We start from the raw sequence: 14,447 nt of genomic DNA on the forward strand, positions 1-14,447 counted from the left end.
CGCACCGATGTGGCAGGTTCGGCTGCGGCGGACCTGCGGCGTGGACGGGGCGGGTTGCGGGTCGCTGGGACAATGTCGCTGTCGATTGGCGGAGGTGCTGCGTGACCGGTGTCGAAGTAATCGTGGCCGCGCTGGTGGCCGGTTCGGCCGCCGGCTCGTCGGATGCGGCGAAGTCGGTGATCACCGACGCGTACACCGGGTTGCGTGACGCGCTGCGGCGGCGGTTGGCCGGGCGGCGCGCGGCCGTCGAGACGCTGGACGCGGTCGAAACCGATCCGCAGGTGTGGCGGGCCCGGCTGGGCGGCGCACTGACCGAGTCCGGCGCCGACCGGGACGAGCAGGTCCTCGCCGCCGCGCGCCGGTTGCTGGAGGCGGCGGACCGGGGTGTCGTGATCGAGGATCACGGGGTCCACATCGGCACGTCGTACGGGCCCAGCGCGAGCACGATCAACGGCAATGTCTCGGTCACCTACGGGCAGGTGCCCGTCCCCCCGTCGGGGCCAGTGGCGTAGCGGGGTCGTCCGCCGCTGGTGCCAGCTCCATCGATCCTGCCAACAGCTTCGGTCCGGTCGGCGTGTTCCACGGGCCGGTCGACGTCCGTGCCTACGTCAGCGCCACGCCTTCGGTGCCGCGTTCGGCGTACCTGCGGCAGGTCGCCCGGATCGCCCCGCCGGTGCTTCGCGGGCGGCAGTCCGAACTGGCCGCGCTGACCGCGTTCTGCACCGACGCGGACGCGGCGCCGTACGTGTGGTGGCGGGCCGACGCGTGGGCCGGCAAGTCGGCGCTGCTGTCCTGGTTCGTCCTGCACCCGCCGGCCGGTGTGCGGGTGGTGTCGTTCTTCATCTCCAGCCGGTTCGCCGGGCAGAGCGACCGGACCGCCTTCACCGAAGTGGTGCTCGAGCAACTGGCCACGCTCCTGCACGAGCCGCTGCCGGCGCTGCTGACCGACGCGACCCGCGAGGCACACCTCCTGGACCTGCTGGCCCGCGCCGCCCGGCACTGCCGCGGGCAGGGCCAGCGGCTGGTCCTCGTGGTCGACGGGCTGGACGAGGACCAGGAGCTCGCCGCCGGACCGCACGGGCACAGCATCGCCGCGCTGCTGCCCGCGCAGCCACCGGCCGGGATCCGCGTGGTGGTGAGCGGCCGGCCGAACCCGCGACTACCGTCCGACGTGCCGGCCGGCCATCCGTTGCGCGACCGGCAGGTCATCCGTGACCTGGCGGCGTCGCCGCATGCTGCGGTACAGCGGGACGAGGCGCGCCGCGAGCTCCACCGGCTGCTGCACGGCACCGTGTTGGAACAGGATCTGCTGGGCCTGCTGGTGACCGCCCGGGGTGGCCTGCGCGCCGCCGACCTCGCCGAGCTCACCGGCACGGAACACTGGCAGGTCGAGGAGCGCCTGGCCGGGTCGTCGGCCCGCACGTTCTCGCCGCGGCCGGGCCTGTGGCGGGCGGAGGAGACGGTCTACGTGCTGGCCCACGACGGGCTGCAGGAGCAGGCCGTGATGTACCTCGCCGACCGGCTCGACGGATACCGGCGGCGCCTCCACGGGTGGGCCGAGACCCGCCGCAGCCGCGGTTGGCGGGACGGGCCGCCCGAGTATCTCCTGCGTGGCTACTTCGAGCTGCTGCGGGCCGGCGGCGAGCTGTCCCGGATGCTCGTCTGGGCGACCGACGCCGCACGCCACGAGTGGATGCTCAGGGCCACCGGCGGCGACGCGGCGGCCCTCACCGAGATCGCCGTCGTGAACACCCGCGCGCTGGACGAGTCGCCGCCGGACCTTGTGGCGTTGACCCGTCTCGCGTTCCATCGCAACCGGTTGAGCAGCCGCAACGAGGGCATGCCCCGCGCGCTGCCGGTGGTGTGGGCCGTGCTCGGCGAACCGGATCGGGCCGAGGCGAAGGCGCGGTCGATCGGGCCGCCGGACAGGATGGCGCAGGCGCTGGCGTCGGTCGCGATCGCGGTGGCCGACGCCGGCGACGTCGAGCGGGCCGCCGCCGTCGCCGAAACGATCACCGACGCGTCCGAGCGGGATCGGGCGATGGCCGGCATCGTCAATGCCCTGGCGGTGTCCGGCGACGTCGAGCGGGCCGAGGCGCTCGCGCGCACCGCGATCCAGCCGGACCCGACCCGCCGGTCCCGGGAACGCCGCCGCGCAGCGGTGCCACCGCCGGCGCCCGGTCCGCTGACCCGGGCGGCGCTGCCCCCGGTCGCGGCGGCACTGGTCCGCGCCGGTGACCTGGATCGCGCCCTCGCGCTGGTGGGCGCCCACCCGCAGCTCGTCGAAGCGCTGGCCGACACCGGGGACGTCGAACGGGCCGAGGCGGTCGCAGCCGCCATCACCGAGCCGGCCGGACGGGCGGAGGCGATGACCGCGGTCGCCGTCGCGTTGACGCGGTCCGGTCGCGCCGACCGCGCGCTGCTCCTGGTCGACTCGCACGTCTCCGGCTTGGCCCGGGTTGCCGTTGCCCTCGCCGACGCCGGCGACGCCGGCACCGCCCGCCTGGTGGCGGAGCGTGCGGTGGCCGCCCTCGCGCTCAGCCTCAACGACAGGCAGCCGACCTCGGCGCTGGTCGCGGTCGCCGACGCCATGACCCGCACCGGCGGCGGCGATCGCGTGCTCGGCCTGGCGCAGCTGATCCCCGACAACGATCAGAAGATCACGATGCAGCTCGCGGTCGCCGCGGCACTGGCCAGCGCCGGCGATGCCGAGCGGGCGGAGACCGTCGCACGCGCGGTGCCCACCCCGTCCTGGTGGTCGGGGACGCACACCCGTACACCACCGGAAAGCGATGAGGCGGCGCTGTTCGCCGACTACGGCAACCCCCACGGTGCGGCCCGGTGGGCCGGGATGATGGCGCGGGTCGTCGCCGCGCTCGGCCGGACCGGCGACGTCGACCGCGCGCGTTCCCTGTCCGGCGCGGCGAGGAACCCCGGCCAGCAGGCACAGATCCTGACCGCGCTGGCCCACGCGCTCGCCGTCGCCGGTCGCACCGACGTGGCGCGGGCCGTGGCCCTGGACGCGGAGACCACCACGCATACGTCCAATCCGACCATCCGCAGTCTTCAGCTCTTCCAATTCGCCCAGGCACTGGTCCAGATCGGAGACGTCGAACGAGCCGTCGCCATCGCTCCCCAGATCGACAAGGACTTCCGGAAGTACGTGCTCGCTGACATCGCCGTCGCCACCGCCCGTTCCGGCGACGCCGATGCCGCGGAACGCGCCATGCGCCAGGTGAAGGAGCGCGGCCTGCGGGCGCGGACGCTCGCCGACGTCGCCGTCGCCCTGGCTCAGGCGGGCAACGTCGACGCGGCCCGCGAGGCCGCCGATCGCGCCGAGGCACTCGCCCCGACCATCCGCTATCCCTTCCAGCGGGTCTGGGCGCTCACTGAGACCGCCGTCGCCTTCGCGCACGTGGGCGACCCCGGCCACGCCATCGCGGTGGTCGACCGGATCGACAGCCGGCGCCGCCGGCCACGGGCGCTCGTCGAGGTCGTCGACGCGCTGATGGAGGCCGGTGACCAGGCGGCGGCACGCGACACCGCCCGGCATGCCGGGGCCGTCGCCCGGTCCGTCGAGTCCCGCGAACGGCAGGCGGAGGCCCTCGCCTGGGCGGCGGCCGCCATGGCCCGCGCCGATGACCTCGCCGCGGCGGTGCAGGTGGCCCGGCAGGCCGTGTCCGCGCTGCCCGACAAGCCGAAGGGCCTCGCCCAGGCCGAGGCGTTGGCCACCGCCGCGGTCGTGTTCGGCCAGGCCGGCGACACCCGCCGGGCGGAGAAGGCCGCACGCCGGGCGGCCCTCGCCGCCGACGAGACCGGTGACCCGGAGAAGCGCGCGGAGGCCCTGACCGCGGCGGCCGTCGCCTACGCCAAACTCGGTCTGCGTCACCGCGCCGAAGCGCTTGCCGGCACCGTCACCGACGACCGCGAGCGGATCGACACGCTGATCGAACTGGCCGACGCGATCCCGGACCACGCCGCCGAGCTGCTCGGCCGCGCACTCCAGCGCGGGACGTGGATCTACAGCATCGGCGGAATCGCCCGGCACTGCCCCGCGGCCGTCACCGCCGTCGCCGACGATCTGGGGATCTGACGTCCCTGCCGGCTCACCCGAGCAGCGCCTCGAACCGCGCAAGCCGGCCGAACATGTCGGGGAGGCCGCGGACGCCGTTGCGCGCGGACTCGCACGACAGCGCGAGGTCAGGGCCGGCGCCCGCCTCGACACCGGCGAGGCAGCGCAGGATGTTCCACCTCGTGAACCCCAGCCAGCCGCCGATCATGAACACGAACCAGCTCGGCCCCGGCGGCGGCAGTGCTCCACCCCCTGCGACGTAGCCGTCGAGGACCGACCGGAAGATGGTGGGCTCGATGACGTCGAAGCCTCGCCCCTTCGCGAGGCTCAGCGCGGTCGAGCCGAGCTCACCGGACAGGTCGAGCGGCCCCGAGAGCTCCCAGTCGAGCACCACCGGCCGGCCGTGCCGAGCGAGCAGGTTCCACGGCTGGATGTCCCGGTGGGTCAGCACGACGGGGCCCGGCCGTTCGCAGGTGTCGACGAGGTGGGCGATCGCGAGGAACGTCTCGACGTGCCCGGCGAGTTCGGCGGCCCACGGCTGCCCGGTCGCCGCCGCCCGCGCGGCGAGCTCGGGCCAGTCCTGTGGCGTCGGCTCCTCGACCGGCACGTGGGTCCACTCGACGTCGAGCGCGTGGATGCGCGCGAGGATCTCACCGATCTCGAACGCGTACGCCGCCGACACCGGCGCCTCGGGCACCTTCTCCCCCTCGACCCACCGGTGGACGAGGGTGCGGTCGCCGGCCGAGATCGGCTCCGGCATCGGGATGCCGGCGGCGAAGGCCGCCCGCTCGAACCTGAACACGTCCTCGAGGTGATACGTCGAGCGGCGGTCGGCGAGGTTCAGCTCCTTCACCGCGAACGACCCCTGGTCGGTGTCGAGCCGATACATGCGGTTGGCGAACCCGCCGTGGACACGGGTCATCGGCCCGATCGGCGCGCCGAGATGCGCAAGATCGTCGTCTGCGGTCACCACGCGATCATCCGCCTCCCGGCGCTCGTCCGGCCGCACGCTCCGACGCGATCAGCACTTCCAACCGCTCCAGCTCAGGGTCGCGCAGACCGACCGTTTCAGTGGTCCAGAACGCCTCGGGATAGATCAGCCGGCCGACCATCCACGGCTGGTGCGACGAAAGCAGCGCCACCAGGAACCCCGGGTCCGGGACGCGCGTCGAGGGCGGGTCGAACCCGAGAGGGGAGGCGAAGGTGAACCCGCGCCGTCCGTAGTACTCCGGGCTGCCCTCGAGGAAAACGGCCGGCGCGCCACGATCCGCGGCGGTCTCCAGCGCCGCCGCGACCAACGCGGTGCCGATGCCCTTGCGCTGGAGGTCGGGACGCACCGACAGCGGGGAGAGCACCATCACCTCGACCAGCTCGCGTCGAGCGTCCACCCAGCCGCGGGAGAGACCGACGTGCCCGACCAGCTCCCCGTCGACAACAGCGACCAAGCTCGCCCGAGCCGCTCCGCTGGTCTGCAGGGCTCGCATCATCTGCACGACGCGCCCGTCCGGTGGCTCACCGAATGCCGCCGAGACGACCTCCTCGGCAACCAGCTCTTCAGCCGGCATCACACTACGGATCTCCATGGCGCGACCCTAGTGTCAGCGGTCGGCCGGCGCACCGCATTTCCCGGGCTTCCACCTCGCGCCCCTCAGCGGGCGTGGCGGTCGTCAGGCCTGCGGGGAGACGGGACGTTCGAAGAAGGTCTCCAGCACCACTGTGGCCTGCGTCCCGCTGACCCCGCCGATGGCGTAGATCCGGCGGAGCACGTCCTGCAGCTGTGCCGTGGTCGTCGTCCTGACCTTCACCAGGACCGACGCGCTGCCGGCGATGACGTGCGCCTCGAGGATCTCGGGGAGCGCCGCGAAGTCGTCGGCCGAGTCACCCATCCACGAGGCCGAGTCGACCATCACGAAGGCGAGGACACCGCCGCCCACCGCGGCCGGGTCCACGTCGACCGTGGTGCGCCGGATGACGCCGCGTTCCCGCAGTTTCCGCACGCGCTCGTGGGCCGCGCCGGCGGAGAGACCGACGGCCTGCCCCAGCCCGGCATACGACTGGCCGGCGTCCTCCTGAAGCCTCGCCACCAGCGCCCGATCGATGTGATCCACGGATCTCCGTCCTGCCTTCACCTGATTTCACCATACAGCATCCTTAGGTTTACGATCTGAGCTGAACAAGGTTCGGTTCGAAGGGAAGGTTCATGAGCGTGTTGTACGAGATGTTCGACGACCGGTTCCGAACCGGGCGGTGCATGAACGGCGACGACCGGCTGGAGGTCCTCTACACCGGCTGCCGCTGGGCGGAGGGACCGATCTACATTCCCGCCTGGCGGCACGTGGTCTGGAGCGACATCCCCAACGACCGGATGCTGCGCTGGGACGAGGAGACCGGCGCCGTCAGCGTCTTCCGCCGCAACGCCGGACACACCAACGGCAACACCCTGGACCGCCAGGGCCGGCTGGTCACCTGCGAACAGGGCAACCGCCGGGTGACCCGCACCGAACACGACGGCACCGTCACCGTGCTCGCCGACCGGTGGCAGGGCAAGCGCCTGAACAGCCCGAACGACGCGGCGGTCAGGTCCGATGGCTCGATCTGGTTCTCCGACCCGGACTTCGGCATCACCAGCGACTACGAGGGGTACCGCGCCGACAGCGAGATCGGGTCCAACAACGTCTACCGCATCGACCCCGCCACCGGCGAGGTCGCACTCGTCGCCGACTGCTTCGGCGCACCCAACGGCCTGGTCTTCTCCGCCGACGAGCGGCAACTGTTCGTCTCCGACACCCGCGCCGGCGTCATCCGGGTCTTCGACGTCCGGGACAACGGCACCCTGTCCGAAGGCCGGGTCTTCGCCGAAGCGTCCACCCGCGACAACGCCCGCTTCGACAACCTCCGCTTCGACGACGCCGGCCGCCTCTGGGCCGCCGCGATGGACGACGGCGTGCACTGCTACGACCCCGACGGCACCCTGCTCGGGCGGCTGCTGGTCCCCGAGTCGGTGGCCAACATCTCCTGGGGCGGCACCAAACGCAACCGGCTCTTCATCACCGCCGAGACCAGCCTGTATTCGGTCGTCATGGGCGTCACGGGCACCCACCCGACCGGACCGGGACGCCGGCCCTGGCTGGATGACACCCTGCGATAGCCTCGGCGACCATGGACGCCGCGGCGCTGATCGCCCAACTCAGCGACCCCGATGCGGCCCGACGGGCCGACGCGAAGACGCGACTGTGTGCTGCCGGGTCGTCTGCGGTGCCGCCACTCGTCGCCGCGCTGCGGCAGGAGACGTCCGAGCGCCCGTACGACGTGGCGATGGTGCTGCGGCGCATCGGCCGGCCGGCGGTCGGGCCGCTCGTCGCCGAACTCGCCGGACTCGCTGAAGCGCGCGCCGGGACGGCCCGGCAGTGGTGCTCCTTCGCGCTGCGGCTGGTCCTCGGCGGCGGCAACGGAAGCGCCGATCTCGACCAGGACCTCATCGCCGCGTTGGCGCACCGGACGCCGCACGTGCGCGTCGCGGCCGTCCTGGCCCTGGAGAACCGCCGGACGTTCAGCCGGGAGGTCCTCGGTGCGCTGTTGGAGCTGCTCGCGGATCGGCATCCGGAAGTCCGGGCCGCTGTGACGAAGGTGTTCGTCGGCCTGGGTGAGCGGGCCGTGCCGGACCTCCAGTACATCCGTTCCTCCGGTCCGGGCCGGCTACGGCCGGGTGCGCTGCGGGTGCTTGCCGAGATCGCCGGGGACCGTGGCCTGCTGCCCGTGGACCTGGCCGCCGTCGAGCGGCTCGTGCGCGTCAAACTGGGCACCGAGTCGGACCGGATGCCGGAGGGTCCGGCGATCCTGGGCCATTGGCTGGCGCTGCCCGGCGCGGACCAGGCGGCCGTCCTCGACGCGCTCGACCTCGTGGATGCGCGTCCGGCAACGATGCGGCTCGGGTATGCGGCCACCCTCCGCGACGCGCAACGCGGACCCGTCGCCGGAAAGCCGTGGGCGGAACGGGTGTTCGTCACGGCGCGGCTGGACGGATGGACGCTTGTCGTCGGGCCGTGGTACGGCCGGTGGGGCGGCTGGCACTGGTATCCCGACGCCTGCCGCGAACTCAGCACCACCTTCGGCGCCGCGCACGCCTACTCCTACGGCGGCAGCCGCCGCGAGTCCGCCTGGCTGATCTGCGAGGACGGGCAGATCCGGCGGTGGCTCGACCCGGAGGACCACACCGCCCGAGTCGGCGCCCGCCTCCCCGTCGAGCGAACCCGCAAGCCCGACGCGTTCGAGGTAGCCGCAGCGATGTCGACGTCACCGACCGGCCCGCACACCGTCCGCGAGGGCGACGGTCTCCTCGCCTTCGTCAGGAACAGCGCCGGACTTGATACGCCGCCAGGTGCTCTGCCGATCTGATCGGCAGAGCACCCGTCAGGCCGACAGGCGGCGCGCGACGGCGGGGATCACGATCGCGGCGGCGACCAGGTGGGCGGTCATGAACAGCGCCTTCGTGGCCGGCGCGGCGGTGGAGAGCACGTCCGGCACCAGCGACAGGGCGGTGAGCGCCACGGTGGTGCGGACGAAGATCCGGCGTGGGTGCCGGGTGAAGCGGGCCAGCACCACGGCCAGGACGACGCCGACCAGCGAGAAGATGGCGGTCAGGGCGCCGAAGCCGCTGACCGGGATGGCCTCGCCGTTCATGGTGAGGGTGATCCCGGCGGCGCGGCCGGCGGCCGCGACACCCGTGGTGGCCATGCTCGCGATGACCGCGGCGGCGACGCCGATCCCGATCAGCACACCGAGGCGTGGGGTGGTGGCGCTGTCCGCGGTGGAGGTGGTCATGCTGCGTTCCCCGTCCCTATAGTGATTGCGTTCTGCAACCACTATAGGGACGAGGTCGAGGGACCTGTCAAGGACGCCAGCGCTGGGACGCCCGGCCGTCACACGGGTTGATCACCAGTCGGGTGCCGTTGCCGGTGGCGCCGTTCTGGGTGTCCAGGCACAGGTTCGACCTGAGGTTGACGATCGAGCCGTCGGTGCGCACCCACCACTTCTGATTGGTCCACGGCGAGCCGGCGCAGTCCCACACCTGCACGGCGGTGCCGGGCGCGGTGGCACTGCCGGGCGTCTCCAGGCATCGTCCGGACCCGGCCGACGTCTGGATCTCGCCGTCGCCGCGGACCGTCCACTGCTGCCACGGCAGGCCGTTGCAGTCCCACAGCCCGACCGCGTTGCCGTTGGCGGCGTCCCCGGCCGACACGCCCTGGATGTCGACGCAGCGGTTGGCCACGCCCGTGATCTGTCGCGCGACCCGTGCCGGCAGGGTGAACCGTTGCGCGCTGTTGCCGACGCAGTCCCAGATCTGCAGCCGCGCACCGACGGTGGTCGAGCCGCCGGGGCTGTCCAGGCAGCGGCCGGACGACGGGTTGACCAGCGAACCGTTCGGGCCCGGCCGCCACTGCTGGTTGGCGGCGCCGGTGCAGTCCCACAGCCAGACCTGCGTGCCGTTGCCGGTCTGCCCGCCCGGGACGTCCAGGCACTTGCCGAGCGCCTCGAGCGCGCCGTCGGACTGCGGCGTCCACTGTTGCGCGCCGTTGCCGTTGCACGTGTAGAGCTGCATCGCCGTGCCGTTGGCCCGGTTGGCGCCGGCCACGTCCACGCACAGCCCGCCCGGGCCGGTCACCGGTCCGCCGGTGAGCGCGGCCGCGTTGAGCGCGACGGGCGCGCCGACGACGACCGCGTCGATGTCCGCGCCGCCGCCGGTCGTGTTGGCGAACGACAGCTGGTTGCCCGCACCCTCGCGCAGCAGCACCGTGACCGACACCGTGTTCGGCACGTCCCAGCCGCCGGTCGGCGGGAACGCCACCACGGTCGCGTCGATGCCGTTCACCGTCATCGTGAGGGTACGGCTGACCGCGCCGCCGTTGGTGTAGCGCAGCTGTGCCTGGGCGTACCCGGTCCGCGGGGCGGTCAGGCCGGTGACGGTCAGCGTGCCGTTGTGCCCGTCGCTGTTGCCCAGGTACCCGACCCGGCTGCCACCTTCACAGGCCGGGCAGGCGATGCGACCCGCGGTGCCGGTCAGCTGGTTGCCGGCCGCCTCGCCCCCGGTGGTGGCGGTGGAGGGCTCCACCCCGGACGCCACGAACATCGCCTGGGTACGCGCCGGCACGAACGCGCTGAACGACTGCTGCACGCCGGTCTGGGTCTGCCCGGTCCACAGGTTGCGGACGGTGGCCGTACCCGACGGGACCAGGCCGAGATCGGAGAACCTCGCGACGATCGGCGCGCCGGTGGTGCCCCGGTTGAACAGCAGCACGGCGCGTTTGCCGGTGCCGGCGAGAACCTTGCTGTACACCTGCAGCCCGGCACCGTTGTCGTAAACCCGGACCGGTCCCAGCCCGGCGGCGTCCTGGTTGACCGCGATCACGTCGCGGTTGGTCAGCGTCTGGCGGGTCTGCGCCGACATGGTGGCCAGGTTGTTGCCGGCGCGCAGCGGGCCACCGAGCATGGCCCACAGCGCCAGGTGTGTGCGGTTGTCCTCATCGGACAGTCCGCGCACGCCGAGCATCATCATGTCGGCGTCGTTGGAGTAGCCGGTGTGCACGGCAAGGGGATGCACGGCCCGGTCGAAGTTCTCGATCACCTGGTCCAGCGAGATCGGTGCGACGTCGGGGCTGTCGGAGGCTCCCGGCCCGATGTCGCCGCTGGTGCGCCACGAGTCCCCGATCCCCGGGCCCCAGGTCCACGGGTCGTCGCGGCCCCACACGCAGATGTTGAGGATCATCTCCCGGCCGGTGATCGCCGAGGCCCGCTGGATGGCCGCGCTCACCTCGGTGTACTGCTGCTTCGGGTTGAGGCCCTGCTGGTCGCCGCCGCACCAGTCCACCTTGACGAAGTCGAAGCCCCACCGCTGGAACTGCAGGAAGTCCTGGTCGTAGTGGCCGTAGCTGCCCTGGTTGGGAAACTTGGGCTTGTTGCGCGGATAGAGCGAGCCGCAGCCCTGCAGGCCGGCGTCGGTGTAGATGCCCGCTTTGAGGCCGCGCGCGTGCAGGTAGTCGGCCACCGCCGCCATGCCCTGCGGCCACTGCTGGGCGTCGACGACGATGTTGCCGGCGCCGTCGCGGTTGCCCTGCCACCAGCCCTCGTCCAGGCCGATGTTGACGTAGCCCGCGTCGCGCATCCCGGCCGCGACCATGGCGTCGGCCTGTGCCTTGATGGTGGTGAAGTCGTACGTGTCGGCGAAGTGGTTCCAGGTGGACCACCCCATCGTCGGTGGTGCGGCCGTCCGGGACGTGGTCGGTCCGATCGCCGCGGCGGGTGTGGCGGCGACGATCGGGACGGCGAACGCCAGGGGTGCGGACAGTGCGACTGCGGCGAGCAGACGCAAGCTCTTGCGGGTCATTCGGCTCCTCGTACTGGCGGGTATCGGATCCGTGTGCCGGACGGCACGGACCGCACGGCAGCCGGCACGTTAGCGCTCACATCGACGCCGGTCGACGAGTTTCGGAACGTCCCGGGACGCGCGTCGCGATCAGACCGATTCAAACTCCGCTGGCTGCTGCTCCGCCGGCTCGGCGGCGTCGCCGGACGGAGCGGAGGGCTTGCTCGCAATGGCTGCCTTGATGGCGACGTAGTACAGCCACCCGCCGAGCAGGACCATGACGGCGGCAGTGGGCCACTGCAGGGCGCCGGGGAGGTACAGCGCCAGGAACCACGACTTCACCTCGAGCCCGGCCGCCAGGACGATCATCGGGACGATGCCCTGCGGGAACAGCGCGATCGAGCCGAACGTCCAGCCGGCGATGGACGCCCAGACCGCCCGCTTCGGCACGTCGATCTTGACCGACGTGCTGGTGCGGCCGGTGCGCATGAGGAACAGCAGCTCCGCGCCGCGCGCCTCCAGGCGGCGCACCGCCACGTTCCCGAGCCACCAGGCGAGGAGGACACCAGTGGCGACGCCGACCGGGACCGCCGCCCAGAGCAGGAAGGCGTTGTCGTACACCGTGCCGAACCCGAGGAGCGCACCCGCCGGGATGCCCGGCAACAGCCCGCCCCAGACCATGAGGTTGGCCTGGCCGGTCGTGTCGCCGTGCTCCAAGGGGTTGTCGGGTCGCTTGTGGGCGTCCGGGCCGGGGGCGAGCGCCACCACGGACACGAGCGCGCCCAGGCCCGCCCCGCCGCCCAGCATCGCCGGCGTGAGGGCCAGCACCCACGGCCAGGTCCAGGTCTGGCCGCTCCAGACGGTGCAGACCACCGCGACGACGAGCGTGATCGGGCCGAAGATGAGCAGGTACGCCAGCTGCCGGCCGCGCAGGTCGGCGCGTTCGCTGCCGGTGAGCAGCGTCATCCACAGCGCCGTGCCGTCCTGACCGTACAGGTTGGACACGGCGGCACCGGCCATGACGGCGAGTGCGGGCGCGGCCCACGGCAGCAGCAGCTTCGAGTCGAAGGTGAGCGGCAGCAGCGCCGTGCCGAGCGCCCAGACGACCGGGACGAACACCGACTGGGTCCGCAGCGGGTCGCGCCACCACGTGCGCAGTTCCTTGCGCAGCATCGGGCCGGCGCTGCCGGCGTACAGCCCGCCGCGGGCCGGGCGCGCGTCGCGCGAGCCACGGATGGTGGCCCGGGCCCGGCGCGGCGAGCCGAGCGTGCGGCTCCAGGCGAGCAGCAACAGCACGATGAGCGCGGCCAGTCCGGCGAGGGCGGCGAGCACCAGCCACCAGTCCCCCGTGTCGGCCGACTCGACCGCGACGAGCGCCCAACCCGACGGGACCGCCCGGACCGTCGTGCGGAAGCCCGGTCCGAAGCCGGTCGTCAACACGCCGGAGACCTGGATCGCGACGTACACCATCCACCCGGACTGGGCGAGCACCATCATCGCGGCGATGACGGCACCGGTGAACGCGGCGCCGGTGCGGGACCTCGCCACGACCCCGAACACGGCCATGGCAACCCGCGAGAGCAGCACGACGAAGATCAGCTGCAGCACGACACCGGGCACCGCGACGAGCGCCGGCACGACGCCGAGGCGGGCGGCGTAGACGATCAGGCTCAGGAACCCCAGGAGGGTGACGGCGGTGGTGATGCCGACGAAGGCCGCGCCGAGCAGGCCGAAGGCGAGCCGCCGGCGGGGCACCGACAGCAGCGCGAAGTGCTCGACGCGCAGCACCGTGGCGCCGCCCCAGATCGGGCCGATGACCCAGCCGAGCGCCCACATGAGGTAGACGGCGGCGAGCAGGTCGGCGACCACGTGCGGGTCGGTGCCGTCCAGGAGGCTGAGCCAGATCGTGGCGCCGGCCAGGACGATGCCGATGACACCGCCGACGACCATCCAGGTGGCCTTGCCGCCGGTCATGGAGCGGCGAAGGATCGCCAGCTTCATCCGGATCAGGATGCCAGCCACGACAGCCCCTCCCCGTGGCCGACCTCGACGCCCACCAGGCGCACGAAGGTCTCCTCGAGGGTGCCGTCGCCGCGCACCTCGTCGAGCCGGCCGGCGGCGACGACCCTGCCCTTGGCCATCACGGCCACCGTGTCGCACAGCTGCTCGACCAGGGGCATGACGTGACTGGACAGCAGCACCGAGCCGCCCGCGGCGACGAACCGCAGCAGGATCGCCTTGAGCGCGGCCGCCGAGACCGGGTCCACCGCTTCGAACGGCTCGTCGAGCACCAGCAGCCGCGGCGCGTGCAGCAACGCGGTCGCGAGGCCGAGCTTCTTGCGCATACCGGTGGAGTAGTCCACGACGAGGGTCCGCTCGGCGTCGTTGAGCTCCATCACGTCCAGCAGCTCCTGCGTCCGCTGCGCCACCACGTCGTCGGGGATGCCGCGCAGCTGACCGATGAAGGTGAGCAGCTCGCGCCCGGTCAGCCGCTCTGGCATCGCAAGCCCGTCGGGCAGGACCCCCATGATCGCCTTGGCCTGCACCGGGTCGGACCACACGTCGACGCCGAACACCTCGGACCGGCCCTCGTCAGGTCGGAGCAGACCGACCGCCATCGACAGCGCCGTGGTCTTGCCGGCGCCGTTGGGCCCCACGAGCCCGAAGAACGAGCCCCGGGGAACCGTCAGGTCGACATGGTCCACGGCGACGTTGTCGGCGAAGACCTTGTGCAGGCCGGTCAGCCGAAACGCCGGCGCCGCCTCCCCGCCACCCGGATGTGACGCGTCGGCATCGTGCCTGGCCAATGTCTCCACCGCTTCCCCTTGGGCTGTCCTCGAGCGTGCACACCCGCGCACCGGATAGCAGACAGGGTAGGTGCGGAGATCCCCCGAGGAGTGCCCCGATTGCGTGTCCGGACCGGATTTCCAAATTGACGTCCGTGGTTGACGCGACATCAACGAGTTTGCCGTAGGGTCCGGTACCGGTCCGGCTTGATGCTGTGTCTTCGGAGGC

General features: G+C 72.5%; 11 protein-coding genes. 4 read left to right on the forward strand and 7 right to left on the reverse strand.

From position 1 onward, the window contains the following. Positions 1-101: 101 nt before the first annotated feature. Together Dsi01nite_RS51230 and Dsi01nite_RS51235 are read left to right on the forward strand one after the other, a co-directional pair. On the forward strand, positions 102-512 hold the full coding sequence (locus Dsi01nite_RS51230) for a Het-E N-terminal domain-containing protein (RefSeq protein WP_203853794.1): 411 nt from the start codon (positions 102-104) through the stop codon (positions 510-512). 62 nt (positions 513-574) lie between these two features. Beyond that, positions 575-4,093 (forward strand): P-loop domain-containing protein, encoded by a 3,519-nt coding sequence (locus Dsi01nite_RS51235; RefSeq protein ID WP_203853795.1) that lies wholly within the window; start codon positions 575-577, stop codon positions 4,091-4,093. A 13-nt stretch (positions 4,094-4,106) separates the two neighbouring features. Here the strand turns inward: Dsi01nite_RS51235 and Dsi01nite_RS51240 are convergent, their stop codons facing one another. The 3 genes from Dsi01nite_RS51240 to Dsi01nite_RS51250 form a co-directional block, all read right to left on the reverse strand. Further along, the gene (locus tag Dsi01nite_RS51240; RefSeq protein ID WP_203853796.1) at positions 4,107-5,042 is read right to left on the reverse strand and encodes a phosphotransferase; all 936 of its coding nucleotides are present in this window, start codon (positions 5,040-5,042) and stop codon (positions 4,107-4,109) included. Between the two features lie 7 nt (positions 5,043-5,049). Further along, entirely contained in the window at positions 5,050-5,655 is a 606-nt protein-coding gene (locus Dsi01nite_RS51245; RefSeq protein WP_203853797.1) for a GNAT family N-acetyltransferase, read from the reverse strand. Between the two features lie 84 nt (positions 5,656-5,739). Further along, positions 5,740-6,180, reverse strand: a complete 441-nt coding sequence (locus Dsi01nite_RS51250) for an Lrp/AsnC family transcriptional regulator (RefSeq protein WP_203853798.1) — start codon at positions 6,178-6,180, stop codon at positions 5,740-5,742. A gap of 92 nt (positions 6,181-6,272) precedes the next feature. On the opposite strand from Dsi01nite_RS51250, the gene Dsi01nite_RS51255 reads away from it, so the two are divergent. Next, entirely contained in the window at positions 6,273-7,220 is a 948-nt protein-coding gene (locus Dsi01nite_RS51255; protein WP_239137024.1) for an SMP-30/gluconolactonase/LRE family protein, read from the forward strand. A gap of 11 nt (positions 7,221-7,231) precedes the next feature. Further along, on the forward strand, positions 7,232-8,467 hold the full coding sequence (locus tag Dsi01nite_RS51260; RefSeq protein WP_203853799.1) for a HEAT repeat domain-containing protein: 1,236 nt from the start codon (positions 7,232-7,234) through the stop codon (positions 8,465-8,467). Between the two features lie 15 nt (positions 8,468-8,482). On the opposite strand, the gene Dsi01nite_RS51265 is transcribed toward Dsi01nite_RS51260, so the two are convergent. The 4 genes from Dsi01nite_RS51265 to Dsi01nite_RS51280 form a co-directional block, all read right to left on the reverse strand. Next, complete coding sequence (locus tag Dsi01nite_RS51265; RefSeq protein ID WP_203853800.1) at positions 8,483-8,893, reverse strand: DUF6069 family protein; 411 nt, start codon at positions 8,891-8,893, stop codon at positions 8,483-8,485. A gap of 67 nt (positions 8,894-8,960) precedes the next feature. After that, positions 8,961-11,453, reverse strand: a complete 2,493-nt coding sequence (locus Dsi01nite_RS51270; protein ID WP_203853801.1) for a ricin-type beta-trefoil lectin domain protein — start codon at positions 11,451-11,453, stop codon at positions 8,961-8,963. Positions 11,454-11,582: 129 nt separating this feature from the next. Continuing rightward, positions 11,583-13,454: a hypothetical protein gene (locus Dsi01nite_RS51275; protein ID WP_203853802.1), complete on the reverse strand. Its 1,872-nt coding sequence runs from the start codon at positions 13,452-13,454 to the stop codon at positions 11,583-11,585. Then, positions 13,439-14,239 carry an ABC transporter ATP-binding protein gene (locus tag Dsi01nite_RS51280; RefSeq protein WP_373318954.1) on the reverse strand — a complete coding sequence of 267 codons (801 nt, stop codon included), beginning with the start codon at positions 14,237-14,239 and terminating at the stop codon, positions 13,439-13,441. Before Dsi01nite_RS51280 ends, Dsi01nite_RS51275 begins: the two co-directional genes overlap by 16 nt. Positions 14,240-14,447 lie beyond the last annotated feature (208 nt).

The organism is Dactylosporangium siamense (assembly GCF_016862795.1).
GTDB lineage: Bacteria > Actinomycetota > Actinomycetes > Mycobacteriales > Micromonosporaceae > Dactylosporangium > Dactylosporangium siamense.